This is a genomic window from Legionella antarctica, from assembly GCF_011764505.1.
In the GTDB taxonomy this organism is placed as follows: domain Bacteria; phylum Pseudomonadota; class Gammaproteobacteria; order Legionellales; family Legionellaceae; genus Legionella; species Legionella antarctica.
Window position 1 is genome coordinate 1,966,927 of the sequence record NZ_AP022839.1, and the last position, 21,992, is coordinate 1,988,918.

Below are 21,992 nucleotides of genomic sequence, written 5' to 3' on the forward strand. Positions count from 1 at the left end.
GCGGAGTATGTCAGTTTATATGACGGAAGATGAACAATTAGAAGTAATGAAAAAATGGTGGAAACGTTACGGGAATATCGTAACTGTTTTCTTGTCATTGATTCTCCTTTGTATTGCTGGATACAGGTATATGCACTGGCATAATGATAAATTAACGCAACAGGCATCAGTAACTTATGAAAATATGATGATGGCATTATCAGATCAAAATATAAAATCTGTACGATCTTATGCTAATGAATTAATCAAAGATTATGGACATTCTGTATATGCAGATGCAGCTCATATGACGCTTGCAAAAGTTTATGTTTCTAAAAACAAGCTGGATCAAGCTAAAGATGAGTTATCTGTTGTTGCCAACAAGAGCAATATGACTGCCCTAAAGCAAATAGCCAAAATTCGTATTGCACGCATATTGGCTGCAAAGAAATCTTATTCAAATGCCTTGAGTGAATTGAGCACTATTGATGACGAAACTTATTTGCCTGTCATCAATGAATTAAAAGGTGATATTTATGGTGCAACTGGACAGTACCAGGAAGCAATTGCTGCTTATCGTTTAGCTATAGATGAAGTAAAAACCAATGGAATGGGTAATTTGTTTTTAGAAATGAAAACCAATGAATTAGCGATGAAAACTCAATCGATGATTTCTGATAATAAAAAAATACAATCTACTTAATTTTATTGATAATAAGGTTTTAGTTTTATGAAAATTAGAATGTTAGCACTATTTATATGTTCTCTAATTCAGGGATGTGCTCAAGTTGATGATTATATGCTTGGAAAAGATAATACTCCCAAACCCAAGGATTTAAAGCAAATTCAACCCAGAGTTAAAGTATCACAAAATTGGAGTTCGCCTGTAGGAAAAGCGCATAAAGCGAAAGAGTACTTAAAGCTTAAGCCTGTAATTCGTGGCGATATAATTTATACCGCTGATGTAAGCGGTTTAATCCAGGCAGTAAATAAAAGTGATGGTAAAATCAGTTGGTCTACTCAGTTAAAACACGGTATTGTCAGTGGACCAAGTGTATCAGAGGGATTTATTGCAGTTGGAACAAATGCCTCTACAGTAACCTTGCTAAATCAAGCCGATGGTAAACAGTTATGGCAAAATAAAGTTTCAGGCGAAGTTCTTTCTTCACCTGCGTTATCTCATCAAAAGGTAGTCGCAAAGACAATTGATGGGAAAGTTTTTGCCTTTGATGCTGTCAATGGTAAACAATTATGGACAGCTGAGCATGGCTCACCTAGCCTGGTTTTAAAAGCAAGCTCCTCCCCAATTATAGTGGATAATTTAGTTCTTATCGGCTTTTCTGATGGGCAATTAGATGCTTTGGAGCTTCAAACTGGACGTCTGGTTTGGCAGCGCAGCATTGCATATGCTACAGGTGCCAGTGATGTGGAGCGCTTGGTAGATATCGACTCCGATCCTATAGTAAAAGATAAAGTTGCCTATTTAGCCAGTTATCAGGGATACATTGGTGCCTTATCGCTTACCGACGGTCAGTTTATCTGGAGAAAACAAGGTTCAGTTTATAAAAATATGGTATTAAGCTCTGATACTTTATATTTAACCGATAGCAATGATGTCATTTGGTCTCTGGATAAACGTACGGGGCATGTAAATTGGAAACAAACTTCATTAAAAGCCAGAGGACTTACTGAACCTGTTATTATTGGCAATGACTTGGTTGTTGGGGATAAAACAGGGTATTTACATTTTATCGGATCACAAACAGGGGAATTATTAGCACGTTCGCAATTACCTGGTGCAGTAACCATATCTCCAAATGTAGTTGGAAATAAACTGTATGTACTAACCGACAATGGAATGCTCAATCAATTATCTGTGAGTTAAATTAATGATCCCTGTTATTGCCCTTGTTGGGCGCCCAAATGTAGGAAAATCAACACTGTTTAATAGACTGACGAAAACACAGGATGCACTTGTCGCTGATTTTCCTGGATTAACCCGTGACAGGCAGTATGGACAGGCTCAGTTCAACGATAGGCCTTATATTGTAGTTGATACTGGGGGTATTGGAGTTGATGATATTGCTGTTGATAGCTTAATGTCAAAACAGTCTGCAATTGCCCTAAATGAAGCGGACGTTGTACTGTTTATCGTTGATGGTCGATCTGGTCTTACGGGTATCGATGAAAATATCGCTAATAATTTAAGAAAACTGAATAAAAAAATTCATTTGGTGGTAAATAAAACCGAAGGATTGGATGATGATATAGCGTGCTCTGATTTTCAATCATTAGGGATAGTCGATGTACACTCGATTTCATCATCACATGGGAGTGGTATCAGTACGTTACTGGAGTTGGTATTAACCCCGTTTAGTTATGAAACAGAGGACATAACCAATGACAATGCAATTAAAATTGCTTTTGCAGGTCGTCCAAACGTTGGAAAATCAACATTAATAAACCGAATTTTAGGTGAGGAAAGGGTTGTAGTTTATGATATGCCTGGAACTACCCGAGACAGTATATCGATTCCCTTTGAAAGAGAAAACCAAAATTATGTTCTTATAGATACAGCAGGGGTGCGTCGCAGGTCAAGAGTTGATGAAAAAATTGAAAAATTCTCTGTGATAAAAACATTGCAGGCGATAAAAGAGTCCAATGTTTGCCTGCAACTTCTTGATGCCAATGAAGGTATAACGGATCAAGATATGAATCTACTTGGTTTTATTATTGAGTCTGGTAAAGCCTTGGTTATTGCAGTTAATAAATGGGATGGACTTGGTGAAGAGCATAAAGAACGGGTAAAAGACGAACTATCCAGAAGATTACATTTTGCTAATTTTGCCAAAATACGATTTATATCTGCACTACACGGAAGTGGTGTAGGTGGGCTATTTAAAGATATAAATGAAGCTTATGCTTCTGCTACGCAATCATTTTCCACACCCAGATTAACCCGACTATTACAGGATATCAGTACAAAACATACTCCACCTTGTGTTAATGGCCGCCGAATCAAGTTAAGGTATGCCCATATTGGTGGACATAATCCGCCAATAATTGTAATTCACGGCAATCAATTAAACGAACTTCCTGAAAGTTATAAGCGCTACTTAAACAATGAGTTTATTAAACATTTAGAGTTAGTTGGAACTCCTTTAAAAATTGAATTTAAGGGAGGCGATAATCCTTTTGCTGAGAAAAAAAATAAATTATCGCAAAGACAAGTAAACAAAAAAAGAAGATTAATGAAGCGGGTTAAAAGTAAAAAATAATTTAACATACGAGGGGTTCTATGAAGAACTCATTGTCAGTGTTCTTTCTGAGTTAAACCCTACAGAAGTTTTTTTAAAATGGTCAAGTTCATTGATCATCGCTGACACATCAATATAAGTGTTTTTTTAAACTGCAGTTACCAGCGAATGATGGGTGCGAATAAGCAATGGTTAAAATAATTGCATGAGTAACCTTTTATAATACCTGTCCTACTGAATGGGCGTCGATAAGCGTTTGATTAATATAAAAGTATGTACATAATGTAATAGTACAGTGTAAGCTGATCCTACATTTCAAAAAGAGACTATTAATGAATAGAACAAGACCAGTTGTTATTGTATTTATTTTACTATGTCTTACTGTTTCCTGCTATGCAAATAAACGATGGCCCAATAAAGCTCAACTTGTGATATCTATCTCTATGCAACTAGAATCAGGTGGCCAACCCGAAGGTGCAGAAAGTCCCTTTTCCGGGAGCCCATTACCTAGTGGTTATATAGATCTACCAGCAAATAGTTGGTATCGATATGGTTATAAAGAGGGGATAGAGCGTATGCTTGATCTTTGGGATAAACACAATATTAAAGTTACTTCGTTTATGGTGGGGGAAGCAGTTTTAAAAAATCCAGAACTAGCTCGAAATATTGTAAATCGTGGTCATGAGGCTGCAGCACACGGCATGCGTTGGGGCAACCAGTATAATTTGCCTTATGATGAAGAAAAGGTTTTTGTTAAAGATGGAGTTGATGCCATACAAAAAATAACGGGTGCTAAAGCTGTGGGATATAATTCTAACTGGCTGCGTCGGAGTATTAATACACTAAAAATATTACAGGATTTAAATTTTCTATACCATATTGATGACCTAAGTCACGATGAACCATTTGTAACTATGGTTCGTGGGAAAAAATTTGCAGTAGTTCCGTATACAGTACGTAATAATGATATTGTTCTTATAGAAGGTAGAAATTTTTCGGCAAATCAGTTCCTCAATCAATTAAAGCTGGAATTTGATCGTCTTTATGCGGAAGGGGCAACAAAAAGAAGAATGATGGTGATTTCCTTGCATGATCGAATAGGAGGCACCCCTGCTATGGTTGAAGCAATGGATCAATTTATCCAATATGCCAAACAACATAAGGATGTAGTATTCATGCGTAAAGATGATATTGCAAAAATAGTCCTGAATGAGGGAAATCCCCTAATTGACAATTCAGAATCTAAATATAATAACTAGGAAAATATTTGCTCATTAATTTTTTTAACGAGCTTAGCGGTTTAAATGTTAGCCACTTAGAGTATAAAGATATACTAAGGGGTTAATTGGTGTCATTCTAAGAAATGTTTTTTAGCATAAAATCTTTAGTGAAAAAATCCAAACAATGCTTCGATGAACATCTGATCTGGATAGATCAATTTAGTTTTCAAAGGCGATAATGCCCTGGCTAGTCCCCAAGAAATGACTTGTGCAGTGAACAGTTAAAAATTTAAACTCGTAATGTTAATACATCACAGGGTGCATGATTTACTGTTGCACTTGCCGTACTTCCTAGAAAAGAGTGTAGTCCAGACGATGCATGACTACCAATAATAATAAGGTCGCAATGTAGTTCTTTAACTTTATTAAAAATGTGTTCTTTGACTGAGCCAATTTCTACAAATTGATTTTTAACAGGTATGTTTAGCGTTTCACCAAGAAGCGATAAAACCGTTTGTGCGTCATCTTTAGCTGGATTAGCTAACTCAGTAAAGCCTAGTCCTTGAGCTAGCTGAATACTTGCCGGCAATTCGATAACATGTAAAAGAAAGAGCTTTGCGTTAAATTGCTTTGTAATTGCAGCAGCTTTTTTTATGAGATGACTGTGTTCATTTAATAAGTCAGTGGCAAATAAAATATTAGTGTACATATATACCTCTTCTTAAATAGAATCATTAAGTTATATTGTAGTAGATCCTTTGATTAGAGTGTTAACTGGTAATGCAATATTTGGATTTAATTCTAAAAGAGGGAAAATCACGAAGTCTCTAGATCGCATATGAGGATGGGGAATTTTAAGTTTTTCGCTATTAATACTTCTATTTCCATAGAGGATAATATCAATGTCAAGAGTTCTTGGTCCCCAACGCCTCTTTCTTATCCTCCCCTGCTTGTGTTCAACCCTTTTACAAAAACTTAATAGCAGTGTAGGTGACAAAAAAGTTGTAATCTCGACTATTACATTGCAAAAATCCTGCTGAACTTGAAGTCCCCATGCCTGACTCCAATAAAAACTTGAAGTTTTAAGCACGGAAGTAGAGGGCATACTTCTTATCGACTGTATGGCATGTCTGATTTGACGTTCAGGAAATTTTTGATTAGAACCTAAACTTAAATAACATAAATTCATTTTATAACTTTAGGTTTTCGTCTACGTCTGGGTTTTGTAAGAGCAGCCGGCGTGATTAGAGCAATCATTTGAGCTTGTTCTGTTTCATCTACCTCTTGAAACGTTGTCCACCATTGAGCGATTTCCATAGACTCATCACCAGATAGTGCTCTTAGTGCCATAAAATCAAAGGCTGCTCTAAAGCGCGGATGCTGGAGAAGATTATATGCTCTTCCTCCTATTCTTTTACCAAAACGATATTGTAATAGCCATATTTCTCTTACAACTTGAGTATAGCGTTTGGGGATGGAAATTATTTTATTTTGCTCTGCAATAACTGAAGACATCGCTTTTTCTATAGCGGGTAATGGATCCAATCCAGAGATTTGTAATTTTTTCGATAACTCTATCATAGGAAACCATAATAAAACTGCGAATAAAAATGCCGGTGTGACTGGTTTGCTATCGCGAATTCGTGTATCTGTATTTTCCAAAGCAATGCCAATTAAGGCATTTACAGGGTATTCGCTCTCTAACAAAGAAGCTGTTTGTGGGCACAGGTAATGAAATAATTCATATTGAACCAATAGTCTTTGAACAGTTTCTGCTTCACCACATTGATATAATTTCGTTATCTCGTCAAATAATCGCGAGTTAGAAACATGCGTAATTAATGAGCTTATTTGAGGAAAAGGCGCTTCGGTCTCAGGTGCTAGTTTAAAATGCAATTTTGCACTGAATCTCACTGCTCGTAGCATGCGCACAGGATCTTCTTTATAACGAGTAACAGGATCTCCAATCATGCGTATTAGCTTATCATCAACGTCTTTTACTCCTCCAGTAAAATCAATTATGGAGGAATCACTTATGTTGTAGTAGAGAGAATTAATAGTGAAATCTCGTCGCCACGCATCTTCATCGAGAGAACCATAGACGTTATCTCGAACTAACATCCCTCGTTCATTAGTTTGTAGACTTGAATCAACGGCATCATGGCCACGGAACGTTGCTACTTCTATAATTTCCCTATGAAATAAAATGTGAACAAGTTTGAATCGGCGTCCAATGATTCTACCATTTCGAAACAGACTTTTAATTTGATTAGGTGTAGCGTTAGTTGCGACATCAAAATCTTTAGGTGCTTTATGAAGCAATAAGTCACGTACACTTCCTCCTACCAGATATGCTTGAAAGCCACCACTGATTAAGCGATTAAGAACTTTAACGGCATTATTGCTAATATCTGTTTTGGATATAGAGTGTTTCTTTCTGGGGACTATATAAGCTGAGTCAACAGGGACTTTAGGTCCTCTGTTTCTTCTTAACAGCTTTTTGATAAATTTGATGATTGTTGTTTCTCACTTGATAAATTAGGCAGTAATAATTATAACGAAGCAAATGAATAAAGTGAATCATTTACCTTTACAAATATTTTAGAGAGAATGAGATTTACGATTTATTTTTGGATAGAGCATGGATTTTATTGAGATCAGCTTGAGTTTAGTTGCTTTAATCATTCTGGAAGTTGTTTTAGGCATAGATAATTTGGTTATTTTATCTATTATGACTGAAAAACTCCCAAAAGAAAAAAGAAAAAAAGCTCGAAGGTGGGGACTTACCTTTGCTTGGGTGACTCGTCTAATGCTCTTAGGTTCGGCAGTATATATGGTGAAATTAGTAAAACCCTTATTTACAATCGGAAGTTTTACCTTTTCTACTCGAGATATATTTTTATTCTTAGGTGGTGCTTTTTTAGTATGGAAATCTACGGATGAAATCCACAAGGATGTAATGGACGAACCTCCAGTAGCAAGTATCTCCTCAAAAAAATATGCCGCAGCTACTTTTAGAAATGTTGTTCTTCAGATAGCCCTGCTGGATATTATATTTTCCCTGGATAGTGTTTTAACTGCTGTAGGCTTAACCACCAGATTTTGGGTAATGGCTTTAGCGATTACGTTTGCGATACTTATTATGATTTATGCAAGTGAGCCAGTGAGTGAATTTATAAGCACACACCCCACCATAAAAATGCTTGCTCTTAGTTATTTAATTTTAATTGGTATGGTATTGATCGCAGACGGTTTTTCTTTTCATATACCTCGTGGATACTTATACGTTGCTATGGGCTTTTCATTAGGAGTAGAATCTTTAAATTTAGTAAAAAGTGCACGAAAGAAACGTCTTAATAAATTGAGGAAGTAAGTATGTTGTTTGTTAAAGCATTTCATATTATCACACTTGTTGCATGGTTTGCTGGCTTGTTTTATTTACCTCGATTATTTGTATATCATGCGGATACTAAGGACACGGTCAGTCTTGATCGATTTAAGATAATGGAAAGACGTCTCTATTACGGGATAACCTGGCCTGCTGGTATCGCAACAACTTTACTGGGTATATGGTTAATCTGCTATAATCCAGCTTATTATTTCAAAGCAGGCTGGATGCATGCTAAATTGAGTTTAGTACTTTTAGTATGGCTCTATCATTTATTTTGCGGCCATTATTGTAGATTATTTACTGCCGATAAAAATGTTAAAACTTCTCGGTATTTTCGTTTTTTTAATGAAATGCCCACTTTGTTGCTCGTGGGCATCATACTCCTGGTTGTCGTGAAGCCGTTTTGATTCTAATCCATCTCAACCATATCAAAATCTTCTTTGCCTGCACCACAATCAGGACAGAACCAGTTTTCAGGTACATCAGCCCAGAGTGTGCCTGGCTCAATCCCGTCTTCCGGCCATCCTTCCGCTTCATCGTAAATAAAACCACAAATAACACAAATGAATTTTTTATATTCTTGCATAGTATAACTCGTTTCCAAAAACCGATAATTTATCTATTCTAAGACATTATGTAAAGTTAAACCTCAATTATACCCATTTATTTTTGCCAAATGAATCAAAGAAAGGTACTATTCACTGACAAAAAATCATAAAATTTGGTAGCTAAAAGCTGATAATCAGTGGGAATTACCTAGAACCTAGTTCGAGATGTTCTGAAACTGGTGTTCGCAGAAACATACTGAACAGTTTGTTGATAATAGCGTTAACCAGAGTCAGAGTCTGGTGAAAACTGGTGGAATCCTCTCAAGCCAACTCTACCCGAATTATTTATTAACCAGGAATGGATTTTTATATGACTCGATCTTCCGATTTATTTCATCAAGCCCAAGCTTTAATACCAGGAGGTGTTAATTCGCCTGTACGTGCTTTTAAAGGTGTGGGCGGTGATCCTGTTTTTTTTAAAAAAGGGAAGGGCGCCTATCTTACTGATGTAGATGATAATATTTATATCGATTATGTGGGTTCATGGGGACCCTTGATCCTGGGGCATTGTCATCCCGCTGTTATGGGTGCTGTGGAAAAAGTTCTTCATAGCGGGATGAGTTTTGGAGCTCCGACAGAGTTAGAGGTACAGCTAGCCCAAAAAATTATTTCATTAATGCCATCTATAGAAAAAATACGTATGGTAAACTCTGGCACAGAAGCTACAATGACCGCAATCAGGTTGGCACGTGGATTTACAAATAAAAACAAATTTATTAAGTTCAATGGATGTTATCACGGGCATAGTGACAGCCTTCTGGTAAAAGCTGGCTCTGGTCTACTTACCTTAGGGATTCCCTCTACCCCAGGCATACCAAACAGTATTACAGAGCATACTTTAACTGCGGATTTTAACGACTTGGCTCAGGTAGCTCAACTTTTCGACAAATATCCTGATGACATTGCTGCAATTATTGTAGAACCTGTAGCTGGCAATATGGGTTTTATATTACCTAAGCCTGAGTTTTTAAAAGGCTTACGGGACTTGTGCGATCAATATAAGGCTTTGTTAATTTTTGATGAAGTAATGACAGGATTTAGAGTGGGTCTTAACGGGGCACAAGGTATTTATGAAATTACTCCTGATCTTACTACTCTGGGTAAAGTAATTGGCGGTGGCATGCCTGTTGGTGCTTTAGGGGGCAAAGCTGAAGTAATGTCCTTCTTGGCACCAGAGGGGCCTGTATATCAAGCCGGAACCCTATCTGGAAATCCATTGGCTATGGCGGCAGGCTTAGCAACCTTGAAGGAAATTGAGAAAACTGGATTTTTCGCAAAGCTAGGCGAGACCACACATGCTTTAACTCAGACTCTATCAGCTGTCTCCGAAACGATGAATATTCCTCTGCTTACTTCATCATTAGGCGGTATGTTTGGTTTTTGTTTTACAGATAAAAAATCGGTTAATAACTACGCAGAGATCGCCTCTTCAAATGAAGTTTTGTTTAAAAAATTCTATCACGGAATGTTAGAACAGGGTGTTTATTTTGCACCATCGATGTATGAAGCAGGATTCGTCTCCAGCGTTCATGGTGGGGTTGAAATTAAAAAAACCGAAAAGGCTGCAGAAAAAGTACTTACTCAATTAAAACAAAACATATAATTAGATACTTGCTATGCGGCGTTAAATTAGATTTTTTACGAGGATTAGTTAGCAGTATTGGCTGTGCTCAATTGTCTATAAATTTGCTATTGTTACGCTCGCCCCTGTAAGGGCAGATATTTTCCAACGACAACCAATAGCCCCAATCCATAATTAGCCTTTGAGTTATTTATAGAGAAAGGTAGTAAAAATTTTTAAGTTGGCATGAAAAGAGACTCTATTGTGAAGATCCCTATTCTCTAGATTGATGAGTATATAATTTATAAAATACTAGACAGTAATTTTTCTCCATGTCATATTCGATATGAACTGTGCTAGTAAAGGAAGGCATCTTATGTCGAGATTGAGTAGCAAAAAAAAAATTTTGTATTCAATGCCACAAGGAACTGTGCCACTTTTTTTCATCCAGGTTTTTTCTACCCTAAGTTTCAGTGTTCTTTATTCAACGCTTGTTTTATACATGAAAGGTAAACTGGGTCTACCTGTTATCACAGCGAATAGCATTATGGGTGTATTTATTGCGTTTAATTTTGCTTTGCATTTACTTGGGGGTTTTTGGGGCGGGCGGCTATTATCCAATCGTTCCTTATTTTGTGTCGGGATGATTGCCCAGATTATAGGTTGTGTTTTACTCTCAGTTGGTGATCTGACTTTTTTATATTACGGTTTAGCGGCATTTCTCACTGGTTCAGGTTTAAACGTAACCTGTGTCAATTGCATGCTCACCCAACGTTTTACTCCTGATGATATCCGTCGTGAGACTGCATTTCTGTGGAATTATGCAGGAATGAATATTGGTTTTTTTATAGGGTTTACACTGAGTGGGGTATTTCAACTAACCCAAAATTATCAGCGACTTTTCCTTCTCAGCAGTTTGGGTAATTTAATTGCGTTAATAATTTGTCTTTATTGTTGGTATCAATTATCTGACAAAGATACTGCATACTCCAGAAAAGAAAAGTCGCTCCAAAAAAAAGCCTCTTTTTGGGGCGTAGGTTTAATATTATTACTTCCTGTCTTACTAAGTCAGTTATTACAATACGCTGATTGGGCTAATAAACTAGTCATCATAACTGCACTGGTTATGTTATTCCTTATTATTTTTATTGCTCGACAGCAACCTACTAAAGAATCCAGGGATAAAATCTATGCGTTTGCTGTACTCATGATTTTTGGAACTGTTTTCTGGATGCTATATCAAGTTGGTCCCATGGGATTGACTGTGTTTATTGATCATAATGTGAGAAGAGAATATGCCGATTGGATTATTCCCCCACAATGGTTCCAGAACATAAATACTCTATCTATAGTAGTTGGAGGCCCGCTTCTTGGACTTTTGTTTAATAAAATGCGGAAGAATGGAGTTCAAATCAATATCCCTTCCCAATTTGCTATGGCCTTGCTTTTTATTGGCCTTGCTTTTGTTATATTACCTGTAGGTATTGCTAATGCTAATGCTGATGGCATGGTTAATCCCGGCTGGATAGTCATCAGTTATATTTTACAGAGTATAGGTGAGCTTTTAATATCACCTATTGGATATGCTATGATTGGCTACCTGGCCCCCACATCAATGCAAGGAATTATGATGGGAATGTGGATGCTCAACAATGGTGTAGGTGCTACACTATCGAGCTATAGTTCTAATTTAATGATAACTGGATCTGAAAATAGCTCACCCATACTAACAAATGTGGGTTATAGCCATGTGTTTTTAATGCTAGGTCTATTTGCGATAGGTTCTTCATTTATTCTTTTTATTTTAGTTGCTAAATTGAGAACATTGATGCGTGAAAAAAAATTGACGACTATTGGACAATCCAGTTTGACCGTTACGGAACAAGTGGTTTTATGTGAGTAGTCCGTTTATACCGATCATAACCGCAGATGTAGCCTGGCGAGATGGCTTGCCTTGTTCTGTTTATGATGATAATTATTTCTCTACTGAAAACGGGATGAGTCAAAGACGTTATGTATTTATTGACGGTAACGATTTAATAAATCGATGGCTAAACCTGTCTCATAATGCACCTGGTATTTTTAATATTGCCGAGACAGGTTTTGGCATGGGCTTAAATTTTCTTCTCACCTGGCAACTGTGGGAACGACACGCGCCACCGACAGCTCAGTTACATTTTATTTCCTGTGAAAAACACCCATTGAAGATTACAGATTTGAAAAGATGCTTGAGTGTTTGGACAGAATTGACTGAGTATGCAAATCAATTAATTGATAATTATCCAATATTGACACCAGGGTATCATCAGCTATCGTTTGGAAATGGCCGTGTGATTCTAACGTTAATGCTTGGGGAGGCATTAGAAAGTTACGAGCAATTATTAATTTGTGGCGAATCAACATTAGAGTCTAATTTAAGAACTTCGTTTATTGATGCTTGGTATCTGGATGGTTTTCCCCAAAAAACAAATAAAAGCATGTGGTCTGAGTCATTATTAAGAGTTATTGCTCTGCTTTCAAAAGAAGGAACTACCATATCCACCTACACTGCATCATCTTCTGTTAAAGCGAAAATTACTGACGTTGGCTTTAATGTAGAGAAAAAGAAAGGGCTTGACCAAAAGCGTTTCATGATTAGTGGATATTTCAAAAAACCCCCTCCTTTTAGACTAAACACACGACATACTCCTTGGCATGTGGGTATTCCTGTACAACAGAAACAAAAATCCGCTCTTATACTAGGTGCTGGTTTGGCTGGTTGCTTCACCGCGAATTCGCTTGCTAGAAGAGGTTGGCAAGTAACTGTTATTGACGAACAGGAAGCTGCAGGGATGGGGGGATCTGCAAATCAACAAGCTATTTTATTTCCAAAACTGTCTGCGTATAAATCCCCTTTAACTCAATTGATGCTATCAGCTTTTTTATATGCAAATCAGGTTTATAAAAAAATCCTAAATCAATTGAAGATTGGTGAACTGGAAGGCTCTTTATTACTTGCGCATAATGAAAAGGAAATAAAGTCGCAACAGAGTTTAGTGGATTGGCTCCTCCATTACCCGGAATTAGGGGAGCTGGTAAATGCAGATCGTGCATCAGATCTTGCTGGAGTAGATTTAGACAAAGCAGGACTATATATCCCTTTATCAGGATGGATTAACTCACCACTTCTATGTCAGGACTTAATCAAAAGCGATAGAATAACTTTGTTAACCAACTGTAAAGTGGACTCTTTAATTTTCGATGGTTCTCAGTGGATGACAGAGCATGGCAGATCGCCTGTGCTCATTTTAGCCAATGGTTCTCAAGTTAGTTCGTTCCACGAAACATCGCACTTACCCGTAAAAACTATTCGAGGGCAAATGACTGCAATTCAGTCTACAACAGCCAGCAATAAATTATTGATACCTATTTGTGCTGAAGGCCATGTTCTTCCTGAAATAAATGGAACTCATCACTTTGGAGCAACTTATGAGCCTGGAAATATGAGCGCACCTGTATATGATCAAGATGATGAAAAAAATTTGCTCCAACTCTTTCAAATTTCAGATAAAGGGCTGTGGTCTAAAAAAGTTGTTAATCATTGGGCGGGATTAAGGGCGGCTACACCAGATTATTTACCTTTAGTTGGCCCTGCGCCTAAAATACATGAGTTCACTGCTTTGTTTAGTGGTTTGGAAAGTAATTCAAAGCGATGGATAGCTAGCCCAGGATCTTATTACCCGGGTCTGTATGTTTGTGCCGGGTTTGGTTCGCGTGGGTTAACCACTGTTCCACTTTGTGCGGAATGGCTTGCCGGCTCAATAAATAATGAAATCAGCTGCTTACCCAGGAATCTTGTTCATGCGCTATCCCCTGCGCGTTTCTTACGTCGTGACATAACCCGGGGTTTTAAGCAATTGTAATAGTGTCAGTAGGGACTGTATCGTGTTTACCTGTTCTATTATAAAAAATGATTTGAGATGCGTTTCTCATTGGAGCATAATGATAACCCTTTAGGGATCAAGGAGTAGATGCGAATGACCTGTTCCATGGGCAAGATGTTCAAGAATTCAATAAAGGAAAACAAACCCTTGCAAGTTTTGGGTACCATCAATGCTTATACTGCAATGCTCGCTGAATCTGCTGGTTGTAAAGCAATTTATCTATCCGGAGCCGGAGTTGCAAATGCTTCTTATGGCATGCCCGATCTTGGAATGACCAATCTATCAGAGGTACTTGAGGATGTGCGTCGGATTACTGAGGCATGTACGTTACCCCTTTTAGTTGACGTTGATACAGGATGGGGTCACGCATTTAATATAGCCCGAACAGTCAAGCTTATGGAAAAAAGCGGTGTGGCTGCTGTTCATATTGAAGATCAAGTAGTGGCCAAGCGATGTGGCCACAGGCCTAATAAAGCAGTTGTTTCAATTAAAGAAATGGGCGATAGAATCAAGGCTGCAGTAGATGCTCGTGACGATGCGGACTTTGTCATCATGGCCAGAACTGATGCCTATGCAGTTGAAGGAATGAGTGCTGCTATAGAAAGAGCTGCTTTATGCATTGAACTGGGTGCAGATATGATTTTTCCTGAGGCTATGACTACATTAGACGAATATCGACTTTTTACCCGCAACATTAAAGCTCCAGTACTTGCAAACATTACCGAGTTTGGTGAAACACCCCTATTTACTCGTGAAGAGCTTGACAGGGTAGGCGTTTCTTTAATTTTATACCCTTTAAGTGCGTTCAGGGCGATGTCTCAAGCTGCCCTAAATACTTATCAAACTATTATACAAAAAGGAACGCAACAATCAATATTGGACAAGATGCAAACTCGTAGTGAGTTATATGAAATTCTGGAATATAACAGTTACGAACAAAAACTAGACCAAATGATGGAGAATGAAAATGAGCAGTAAGAGTGAAGGTTTAGCTGGTGTTGTTGCGGGGCAATCAGCAATTGCGACTGTTGGACTCGCAGGTGAAGGGTTAAATTATAGAGGGTATTCAATTGATGATTTGGCTGCCTATGCAAGCTTTGAAGAGGTTGCTTATTTATTGCACTTTGGCACGCTTCCAACGCAGAAGGAGCTTAATCAATATACTGAAAAATTGGTCAGCCTTAGAGAGATACCCGATTCTTTAAAAACTGTTCTGAAATTAATTCCCAAAAATACACATCCTATGGATGTTTTAAGAACGGCATGCTCTTTTTTAGGAAACATTGAACCAGAGGTTAATTTTTCTGAACAATTTAAAATAGCAGATCGACTGTTAGCATTATTTCCAGGGGTGATGTGTTACTGGTATGCCTATCACTTTAAAAACAAAGAAATTTCTGGTTTTAGTGATGAGCAAACTATTGGTGGTCATTTCCTTGCATTATTGCATGAGAAAAAGCCCACTAAGCTTGAATCCGAAATGATGAATGTATCCCTGATTCTTTATGCTGAGCACGAATTTAATGCATCAACCTTTGCTGCCCGGGTCACAGCAGGAACTCTTGCAGATTTTTATTCCGCAATAACAAGTGCTATTGGCACACTCCGCGGGCCTTTGCATGGTGGTGCTAATGAGGCTGCTATGGAATTAATTGAGCGGTTTAGAAGCCCTGATGAAGCCGAAACCGAATTAAAAAAAATGCTTGCCAATAAAGAAAAAATAATGGGTTTTGGCCATAGAGTTTATACTACTTGCGATCCACGCTCTGACATTATAAAGCAATGGTCGTTTAAATTAGGCGAAGCAAAAGACGACCTGCTTTTATACCATATTTCAGAGCGCATTGAAGAGGTGATGTGGCGTGAAAAGAAGCTGTTCCCTAATCTCGATTTCTATAGTGCATCAGCTTACCATTATTGCGGGATTCCTACTCCATTATTTACGCCAATTTTTGTCATGTCACGGATTACTGGATGGTCTGCACATGTATTTGAACAGAGATCAAATAATAAGCTGATCAGACCGACTTCAGAATATATCGGACCAGAATCCAGAGCGCTTCCTGCAATTGAGACAAGAGGTTAATATGCACAGTTTTGTAGAAGATAATGTTAAACCTGATTATGATCAAGTTATTACTAAAATTGCTGATTACGTCTTAGACAAAAAAATTGACAGTGCTTTAGCATATGAAACAGCTCGTTTATGCCTAATGGACACTTTAGGTTGTGGGATACTGGCACTCAACTTTAGTGAATGTACTAAATTAATGGGACCTGTAGTTCCAGGTGCTGTTCTGCAAGGTGGCGCTCGTGTTCCAGGAACCAATTATGAGTTAGATCCGGTTCAGGCTGCTTTTAACATAGGTACAATGATTCGCTGGTTGGATTTTAATGATACGTGGCTTGCAGCCGAATGGGGACATCCTTCCGATAACTTGGGTGCAATATTGGCTGTTGCTGATTATATCTGTAGAGACAATTGTTCTAAAGGACAAACACCGGTTTTAATGCAGGATGTGCTCACTGCAATGATCAAAGCACACGAAATACAAGGGTGTTTGGCGCTCGAAAACAGCTTTAATCGTGTTGGCCTGGATCATGTGTTTTTAGTGAAAATAGCTAGTGCTGCAGTTGCAGCTTTTTTATTTGGTGCTGATAGGGATACAGTGTTGCGTACTTTATCTCAGGTTTTCGTGGATGGACAAAGTCTTAGAACTTATAGACATGCCCCAAATGCGGGATCCAGAAAGTCTTGGGCTGCTGGAGACGCAACATCCAGAGCGGTTCGATTGGCTTTAATTGCTCAAACAGGGGAGATGGGTTATCCAAGTGCATTAACTGCACCTACCTGGGGCTTCTATGATGTATTGTTTGGAAAAAAATCATTCAAATTCCAACGACCATACGGCAGTTATGTGATGGAAAATATCTTGTTTAAACTCTCATATCCTGCCGAGTTTCATGCCCAAACTGCTGTAGAGTGTGCAGTAAAGCTTCACCCAATTGTTAAACAACGTTTTGATGAAATTGCCAAAATTGATCTTGTGACTCATGAGTCAGCGATACGAATTATTAGTAAACAAGGAGTGCTACATAATCAGGCTGATAGAGACCATTGTCTCCAATATATGGTAGCAATCGGCTTGTTATTTGGTGATTTAAAGGCTGATCATTATGAAAACGAGATTGCATCTGATATAAGAATAGATGCATTAAGGGTAAAAATGCATGTTACTGAAAATGAAAAATTTTCCAGGGAATATCATGATCCGGAAAAACGCTCAATAGCTAACAGTATTCAATTAACGTTTAAAGATGGAACTCAAAGCGAATTAATTACTGTGGAATATCCAATTGGTCATAAGCGTAGGAGAGAAGAAGGGATACCCGTTTTGATGTCTAAATTTAAGAATAATTTACATACCAGATTTTCTGAAGAACATGCAGAGAAAATTATTCAAGTCATGAACGATACGAACAGTCTGGCTGCGATGAAAGTAGACGATTTTATGGCTATGTGGGTTGTTTAAATGATCGGTATGAGACCTGAGTTTTGCATGTCCCGCGACTGGTCGCGGGATTTGGACAAATAAAACTAGCGAATACTTAACTAAATGATTAATAAAAAAATTGTTGTTTTTTTTAGAACTAGGCTCTAGGTTTACACTCCAGCAGGTAATTTACCAGTTCAGTGAACAGTAAGTTTTCATATTTCAGGGTTTGGATGTAATAATCTATTCAACTTTTAAACAGAACTTGATATTATGCCCTGCTGTTTAAATAAGATGATTATCATGTCAAAATCACGGACATCTATTCTTTTGATAGGGCTTCTATCAGCCTTTTCTCTATTAACCTTTGATCTCTATCAACCTTCGCTGTCACATATTACCGATTATTTTGGTACAACTCATAGTTTAAGCCAATTAACTCTAAGTATTTATTTATTTGTTTTTGGAGTTACTCAGTTAATTTGGGGACCTTTGATTGATCATTTTGGTCGGCGACGTCTATTGCCAGCTAGTCTTATATTAACCGTAGTTGCTAGTCTTATTTGCGCCTTTGCACCGAATATTACCGTATTGATTGTAGGGCGTGCTTTGCAAGGTTTTGCATTATGTTGTTCCAATTTAATTGCATACTCTACTTCTCGTGATAGCGAAGATCCTGTAGAACGAGCAAAGATTTTGTCTTATATCTCCATGATAATTGCTGTCTCGCCAATATTAGCCCCTGTGTTTGGATCACTTATATTTACCTATTTTGGGTGGCAGTCTAATTTCATTTTGATGGCCGGAATTGCTCTGGTTTTATTTATTCAATCACGCAGGGCGTTGTTTGAGTCCCCTTACTGGTCTCCACCAAAACAACCTTTTATGCTGCATAATGCATTTAATGCCTATAAAGAGATTTTACCTTCATCTATTTTATGGTGTGGTTCTATGATTATGATGTTCAGTTTTGCAGCGGTCATGCTCACTGTTATTAACTCCTCTTATCTCATAATTGATCGACTTGGATTTTCTCCATTGGGTTTTGGCATCATTTTTGTGTTTAATGGACTAAATATTATTGTAGGAAACTATTTAGGTATTTGGCTACGCAATAGACTTGATATGACATTAACCATTTATTTGGGTAACTGGTTTATTATAATTGGGGGTCTGGCAATGCTTATCTCCTCTATGTTATATGGTTTTAGCTTAGGTTCTTTATCCTTTGCCTTAATTGCCAATCTGGGAATAAGTATCAGTGCGCCTCCTACTATGTCATTGATGCTGAGCGATTTTAAAGAAAATACTGGCGCAGCACTGGCAATTATAAACACCCTACGTATGTTTGGCTCATCTCTTTTATCCATGTTGATGGGATACTTGATAATGAACAATCTTAATGCATTACCAATCGGTTTAATAAGCACTGGTATTGGTGCATTGTATTTTTCATGGCATTTTAAACGATTGACAACAGAATCAAATGACTCACAATTTGATGGTGCTGAGGCTATTGGATAATGGCCTCAATGGATTATTCTTTGAAGAATGCACGTTATATTTTTCGTTGCAATCCAGACGCGGCCAGTACTTTTGTAGCTATCTCTTCAATAGAATATTTAGTTGAATTGAGATAAGGAATTTTTTCCTTTTGATACATCGCTTCTACCTCTGTTACCTCTAAACGACATTGGTCTGCTGATGCATACTTGCTGTTAGGCCGGCGTTCCGATCTGATTTGTTGTAAACGCTGGGTATCGATTGTTAGTCCAAACAGTTTTTGTTTATAAGGGCGAAGTACATCTGGCAAATGAAATCCGATGAGATCGTCTTCTGTAAATGGATAATTTGCGGCTAAAATCCCATATTGCAATGCCATATATAAGCAGCTGGGTGTTTTACCGCATCGGGAAACACCTATTAATATGATGTCCGCTCTATCATAACCTCGTGTTTTAATTCCATCGTCATGTGATAAAGCAAAATCAACAGCTTCAATTCGATGTGAATAAGATTCTGTGTTTGCAACACCATGAGTTCGACCAACAGTATAGGATGACTTTTCAAGAAGCTCGTTTTCCAAAGGCCCTATGAACGTACTAAATAAATCGAATACACAGGCATTAGCTTTTTTAAAAAATCCTCTAATATCTGGGTCGACCAAAGTCATAAAAACCAGCGGTTTACTCCCATGCTCTTCAAAAGATTGATTAATGCGTAGAACAACGCTCTGTGCCTTCTGAATTGAATCGATATAAGGGATAGTAAACTTTTCAAATTCGATGTTCTCAAACTGAGTGATTAAACTGTTACCTAAAGTCTCAGCAGTAATACCTGTTCCGTCAGAGAGCATAAAAACTCGTCGCTTCATTACTTACCTGCAAAAAAATTATTAATCATCCATTTTAAATTAATTTTGAAATTTAACCAGTGATTGTACTTATTTGTACCTATCTGCTATCTTTACATATGCTTTTGATTTTTATAGACGAAATTTTAACGGAATAAGGACAATGGAGCCGGATCGATATAGAATTAGTAACAAGCTGTATATATTAGCCATTATTTGTTTGGTTATTGGCTTATCACTTTTTTCTTTTAGTTTATATATAGCACCATTCTTGCTCTGGGAATTAAATTATGATGTTCCTGAGGTCATTACACATTTAATTACTCTGTTTGAATATAAATATGAGTATGCTACTGTAATAAGCAAATTATTGGTTTGGATGATATTTTTTATCCCCAGTTTAATTACTGGATTTTTTGCTTACTATTTTTCCAACCGTATTGATACAAAGGTTTATCAAGCTGAAGCTCCAGAAAATTACGAAAAAAATACACCTATTTCCGAAGAAATCTACAGAAAGATAAGAGAATCTGCCGGTTTATGTTTTAAAATTGTACTATTAATGATCGCTATAGTTCTTATTGTTTTACTTTTACATGCATTTATTGGATTAACAATCTAATCAAGATAGGAGTTTTTCATGTTCAATATAACCAAATGGAAGGTAGGTAGAATTATTAAAAAAATAAAATCGATGCAATTTAATCGAGTCAATAATCAACCTGGCGATGAGCTGCTTAAAAGAGAAATTTTATATTATTTTGAATTGGCTACGCTTTATAAAAAATTAAAAAACAATAAAAAATATCCTTATGCTGAGGTGATGATTATTGAATGTTACAGGGCAGCAGCGAGCCTTGATGACTCTTCTGCTCACTATCACTTAGGACAAGTTTTTCTTGAGGAGGCTAAGTTCAGACAAAATCTGCAAAGTGAAGGGATTTTTAGTAATGATGCTAACCTTAAAAGAACTCAACAACTATTTGAAGAGGCTCATGTACATTTGTTGGCTGCTGAAAAATTCGGACATATTGCTGCTAAAAGATTGAGAGGCCTTTGTTTAATTAATAGTTGGGGGGTAGTTGAAGATAAAAACGCAGGATTTGAGCTTATCGTAGCAAGTATAGAGCAAGAAGGAAGCTGGGATAAAGTCCCCCAAATATTTGCAACTATTGGATTAAACAAACCTGAGTTTTTTGCTGCGATCATGCAACGAAGGAAGGTCTAGTTTATTTTGATCAATTTTTTATTATCTTCAGAAAGTCTGCTTATCACTAATAAGGCTTAGATAAAAAAAGAGCCAACTCCCTTGATAGTAATGGGTTTCCCCACATATCAAGACCGAACTGACAATACGGGAAAACCTTAAGGGTCTGTTTCATATTTTATACCTTTTGAATCTGTTTTCGATGCAATTGTGACGAGCTCAGGAGGTGTTATTTTGATTAGTAAATTGTAATCTTATCATATCAATTACAACACGTATCATAATATGCCAGAAGGTCATAAAATGATGGGTTTGCGGACGCCGCAAATTGATCTTCAAAATTATATAAATCCCCCTAAAAAACAGTTCGAAAACTCTATACATTAATCAAAGTTCATTTTAATCTATTACTTTAGACTTTCTGAACAATAAGGAATAATAATGAGAGTAGGGTATGCCAGGGTATCTACCCATGAACAAAATTTAGACTTGCAACTTGATGAATTGAAGAGGGCAGGGTGCGAGGAAATTTTTACGGATAAGATCAGTGGATCGGTTTCGGAAAGACCAGGGTTAGAGAAATTACAAAATTACCTCCGTAAGGGGGATGTTCTGGTGGTATGGCGTTTGGATAGATTAGGGCGCTCCCTCAAACATCTCATCGCCTATGTTGCTAAGCTAGAAGAAAATGGGACGGGGTTTCATAGTATTACTGAGTCTATTAATACTGAAACTTCATCAGGTAAATTTATGTTTCATGTTTTTGGTGCACTTTCTGAATTTGAACGCAACTTAATTAAAGAACGTACGCTAGCTGGATTGGAAGCTGCAAGAGCTAGAGGACGTCAAGGAGGTAGGCCAGAAAAACTTAGTGACGAACAGAAAGAACTAGTTAAAACCTTATATGCTAATAAAAACCACTCAATCCAATCAATTTGTAAAATGGTTGGTGTGGGAAAGACTACACTCTATAAATATATAAACCAATGAATGTACAGT

General features: G+C 37.3%; 21 protein-coding genes. 16 read left to right on the forward strand and 5 right to left on the reverse strand.

Annotation, left to right across the window (positions count from 1 at the left end):
• Positions 1-7: 7 nt before the first annotated feature.
• From HRS36_RS09400 to HRS36_RS09415, 4 genes are all read left to right on the forward strand, one after another.
• Positions 8-682 (forward strand): YfgM family protein, encoded by a 675-nt coding sequence (locus tag HRS36_RS09400; protein ID WP_173237106.1) that lies wholly within the window; start codon positions 8-10, stop codon positions 680-682.
• Positions 683-709: 27 nt separating this feature from the next.
• Positions 710-1,864, forward strand: coding sequence for an outer membrane protein assembly factor BamB (gene bamB / locus HRS36_RS09405; RefSeq protein WP_173237107.1), 1,155 nt, complete (start codon positions 710-712; stop codon positions 1,862-1,864).
• A 4-nt stretch (positions 1,865-1,868) separates the two neighbouring features.
• A complete protein-coding gene (gene der, locus HRS36_RS09410) occupies positions 1,869-3,257 on the forward strand; it encodes a ribosome biogenesis GTPase Der (RefSeq protein ID WP_173237108.1) in 1,389 nt (462 codons plus the stop codon).
• A gap of 311 nt (positions 3,258-3,568) precedes the next feature.
• Positions 3,569-4,495 (forward strand): polysaccharide deacetylase family protein, encoded by a 927-nt coding sequence (locus tag HRS36_RS09415; RefSeq protein WP_173237109.1) that lies wholly within the window; start codon positions 3,569-3,571, stop codon positions 4,493-4,495.
• Positions 4,496-4,745: 250 nt separating this feature from the next.
• Here HRS36_RS09415 and HRS36_RS09420 read toward each other — a convergent pair whose 3' ends face one another.
• From HRS36_RS09420 to pcnB, 3 genes are read right to left on the reverse strand one after another with little or no spacing between them, the layout of a single operon-like run.
• On the reverse strand, positions 4,746-5,165 hold the full coding sequence (locus HRS36_RS09420) for a universal stress protein (protein WP_173237110.1): 420 nt from the start codon (positions 5,163-5,165) through the stop codon (positions 4,746-4,748).
• 30 nt (positions 5,166-5,195) lie between these two features.
• Entirely contained in the window at positions 5,196-5,645 is a 450-nt protein-coding gene (gene folK, locus HRS36_RS09425; RefSeq protein WP_173237111.1) for a 2-amino-4-hydroxy-6-hydroxymethyldihydropteridine diphosphokinase, read from the reverse strand.
• A complete protein-coding gene (pcnB, locus tag HRS36_RS09430; protein WP_173238503.1) occupies positions 5,642-6,952 on the reverse strand; it encodes a polynucleotide adenylyltransferase PcnB in 1,311 nt (436 codons plus the stop codon). The genes folK and pcnB overlap by 4 nt, the downstream gene beginning before the upstream one ends.
• Before the next feature lie 145 nt (positions 6,953-7,097).
• Here pcnB and HRS36_RS09435 point away from each other — a divergent pair, with 145 nt between their 5' ends.
• Together HRS36_RS09435 and hemJ are read left to right on the forward strand one after the other, a co-directional pair.
• The gene (locus HRS36_RS09435) at positions 7,098-7,829 is read left to right on the forward strand and encodes a TerC family protein (RefSeq protein ID WP_173237112.1); all 732 of its coding nucleotides are present in this window, start codon (positions 7,098-7,100) and stop codon (positions 7,827-7,829) included.
• Positions 7,830-7,831: 2 nt separating this feature from the next.
• Positions 7,832-8,254, forward strand: coding sequence for a protoporphyrinogen oxidase HemJ (gene hemJ / locus HRS36_RS09440; protein WP_173237113.1), 423 nt, complete (start codon positions 7,832-7,834; stop codon positions 8,252-8,254).
• A 2-nt stretch (positions 8,255-8,256) separates the two neighbouring features.
• On the opposite strand, the gene HRS36_RS09445 is transcribed toward hemJ, so the two are convergent.
• On the reverse strand, positions 8,257-8,433 hold the full coding sequence (locus HRS36_RS09445; RefSeq protein ID WP_173237114.1) for a rubredoxin: 177 nt from the start codon (positions 8,431-8,433) through the stop codon (positions 8,257-8,259).
• A 332-nt stretch (positions 8,434-8,765) separates the two neighbouring features.
• Here HRS36_RS09445 and hemL point away from each other — a divergent pair, with 332 nt between their 5' ends.
• The 7 genes from hemL (at position 8,766) to HRS36_RS09480 (ending at position 18,957) form a co-directional block, all read left to right on the forward strand.
• Positions 8,766-10,058: a glutamate-1-semialdehyde 2,1-aminomutase gene (gene hemL / locus HRS36_RS09450; RefSeq protein ID WP_173237115.1), complete on the forward strand. Its 1,293-nt coding sequence runs from the start codon at positions 8,766-8,768 to the stop codon at positions 10,056-10,058.
• Positions 10,059-10,431: 373 nt separating this feature from the next.
• Positions 10,432-11,919, forward strand: a complete 1,488-nt coding sequence (locus tag HRS36_RS09455) for a peptide MFS transporter (RefSeq protein ID WP_420814328.1) — start codon at positions 10,432-10,434, stop codon at positions 11,917-11,919.
• Positions 11,912-13,918 (forward strand): bifunctional tRNA (5-methylaminomethyl-2-thiouridine)(34)-methyltransferase MnmC2/FAD-dependent 5-carboxymethylaminomethyl-2-thiouridine(34) oxidoreductase MnmC1, encoded by a 2,007-nt coding sequence (gene mnmC / locus HRS36_RS09460; protein WP_173237117.1) that lies wholly within the window; start codon positions 11,912-11,914, stop codon positions 13,916-13,918. The genes HRS36_RS09455 and mnmC overlap by 8 nt, the downstream gene beginning before the upstream one ends.
• A 114-nt stretch (positions 13,919-14,032) precedes the next feature.
• On the forward strand, positions 14,033-14,917 hold the full coding sequence (prpB, locus tag HRS36_RS09465) for a methylisocitrate lyase (RefSeq protein ID WP_173238504.1): 885 nt from the start codon (positions 14,033-14,035) through the stop codon (positions 14,915-14,917).
• A complete protein-coding gene (gene prpC / locus HRS36_RS09470) occupies positions 14,907-16,025 on the forward strand; it encodes a bifunctional 2-methylcitrate synthase/citrate synthase (RefSeq protein ID WP_173237118.1) in 1,119 nt (372 codons plus the stop codon). The genes prpB and prpC overlap by 11 nt, the downstream gene beginning before the upstream one ends.
• Position 16,026: 1 nt before the next feature.
• Positions 16,027-17,472, forward strand: a complete 1,446-nt coding sequence (locus HRS36_RS09475) for a bifunctional 2-methylcitrate dehydratase/aconitate hydratase (protein WP_173237119.1) — start codon at positions 16,027-16,029, stop codon at positions 17,470-17,472.
• Positions 17,473-17,736: 264 nt separating this feature from the next.
• Positions 17,737-18,957, forward strand: coding sequence for a multidrug effflux MFS transporter (locus HRS36_RS09480; RefSeq protein ID WP_173237120.1), 1,221 nt, complete (start codon positions 17,737-17,739; stop codon positions 18,955-18,957).
• A 34-nt stretch (positions 18,958-18,991) separates the two neighbouring features.
• Here the strand turns inward: HRS36_RS09480 and ppsR are convergent, their stop codons facing one another.
• Positions 18,992-19,807 (reverse strand): posphoenolpyruvate synthetase regulatory kinase/phosphorylase PpsR, encoded by an 816-nt coding sequence (gene ppsR, locus HRS36_RS09485; protein ID WP_173237121.1) that lies wholly within the window; start codon positions 19,805-19,807, stop codon positions 18,992-18,994.
• 142 nt (positions 19,808-19,949) lie between these two features.
• On the opposite strand from ppsR, the gene HRS36_RS09490 reads away from it, so the two are divergent.
• From HRS36_RS09490 to HRS36_RS09500, 3 genes are all read left to right on the forward strand, one after another.
• On the forward strand, positions 19,950-20,408 hold the full coding sequence (locus HRS36_RS09490; RefSeq protein ID WP_173237122.1) for a hypothetical protein: 459 nt from the start codon (positions 19,950-19,952) through the stop codon (positions 20,406-20,408).
• A gap of 18 nt (positions 20,409-20,426) precedes the next feature.
• Positions 20,427-21,014 (forward strand): SEL1-like repeat protein, encoded by a 588-nt coding sequence (locus HRS36_RS09495; protein ID WP_173237123.1) that lies wholly within the window; start codon positions 20,427-20,429, stop codon positions 21,012-21,014.
• Positions 21,015-21,434: 420 nt separating this feature from the next.
• The gene (locus HRS36_RS09500) at positions 21,435-21,983 is read left to right on the forward strand and encodes a recombinase family protein (RefSeq protein WP_173237124.1); all 549 of its coding nucleotides are present in this window, start codon (positions 21,435-21,437) and stop codon (positions 21,981-21,983) included.
• The last annotated feature ends 9 nt before the right edge of the window (positions 21,984-21,992 follow it).

Excerpts from the sequence above, each read along its gene's own strand:
- prpB (WP_173238504.1), top strand. The coding sequence starts at position 14,033 with ATGACCTGTTCCATGGGCAAGATGTTCAAGAATTCAATAAAGGAAAAC.
- ppsR (WP_173237121.1), bottom strand. The coding sequence starts at position 19,807 with ATGAAGCGACGAGTTTTTATGCTCTCTGACGGAACAGGTATTACTGCT.
- HRS36_RS09490 (WP_173237122.1), top strand. The coding sequence starts at position 19,950 with ATGGAGCCGGATCGATATAGAATTAGTAACAAGCTGTATATATTAGCC.
- HRS36_RS09415 (WP_173237109.1), top strand. The coding sequence starts at position 3,569 with ATGAATAGAACAAGACCAGTTGTTATTGTATTTATTTTACTATGTCTT.
- bamB (WP_173237107.1), top strand. The coding sequence starts at position 710 with ATGAAAATTAGAATGTTAGCACTATTTATATGTTCTCTAATTCAGGGA.
- folK (WP_173237111.1), bottom strand. The coding sequence starts at position 5,645 with ATGAATTTATGTTATTTAAGTTTAGGTTCTAATCAAAAATTTCCTGAA.
- HRS36_RS09480 (WP_173237120.1), top strand. The coding sequence starts at position 17,737 with ATGTCAAAATCACGGACATCTATTCTTTTGATAGGGCTTCTATCAGCC.
- HRS36_RS09500 (WP_173237124.1), top strand. The coding sequence starts at position 21,435 with ATGAGAGTAGGGTATGCCAGGGTATCTACCCATGAACAAAATTTAGAC.
- hemL (WP_173237115.1), top strand. The coding sequence starts at position 8,766 with ATGACTCGATCTTCCGATTTATTTCATCAAGCCCAAGCTTTAATACCA.
- HRS36_RS09455 (WP_420814328.1), top strand. The coding sequence starts at position 10,432 with ATGCCACAAGGAACTGTGCCACTTTTTTTCATCCAGGTTTTTTCTACC.
- HRS36_RS09420 (WP_173237110.1), bottom strand. The coding sequence starts at position 5,165 with ATGTACACTAATATTTTATTTGCCACTGACTTATTAAATGAACACAGT.
- HRS36_RS09445 (WP_173237114.1), bottom strand. The coding sequence starts at position 8,433 with ATGCAAGAATATAAAAAATTCATTTGTGTTATTTGTGGTTTTATTTAC.
- hemJ (WP_173237113.1), top strand. The coding sequence starts at position 7,832 with ATGTTGTTTGTTAAAGCATTTCATATTATCACACTTGTTGCATGGTTT.
- HRS36_RS09435 (WP_173237112.1), top strand. The coding sequence starts at position 7,098 with ATGGATTTTATTGAGATCAGCTTGAGTTTAGTTGCTTTAATCATTCTG.
- prpC (WP_173237118.1), top strand. The coding sequence starts at position 14,907 with ATGAGCAGTAAGAGTGAAGGTTTAGCTGGTGTTGTTGCGGGGCAATCA.
- HRS36_RS09475 (WP_173237119.1), top strand. The coding sequence starts at position 16,027 with ATGCACAGTTTTGTAGAAGATAATGTTAAACCTGATTATGATCAAGTT.
- HRS36_RS09400 (WP_173237106.1), top strand. The coding sequence starts at position 8 with ATGTCAGTTTATATGACGGAAGATGAACAATTAGAAGTAATGAAAAAA.
- der (WP_173237108.1), top strand. The coding sequence starts at position 1,869 with ATGATCCCTGTTATTGCCCTTGTTGGGCGCCCAAATGTAGGAAAATCA.
- HRS36_RS09495 (WP_173237123.1), top strand. The coding sequence starts at position 20,427 with ATGTTCAATATAACCAAATGGAAGGTAGGTAGAATTATTAAAAAAATA.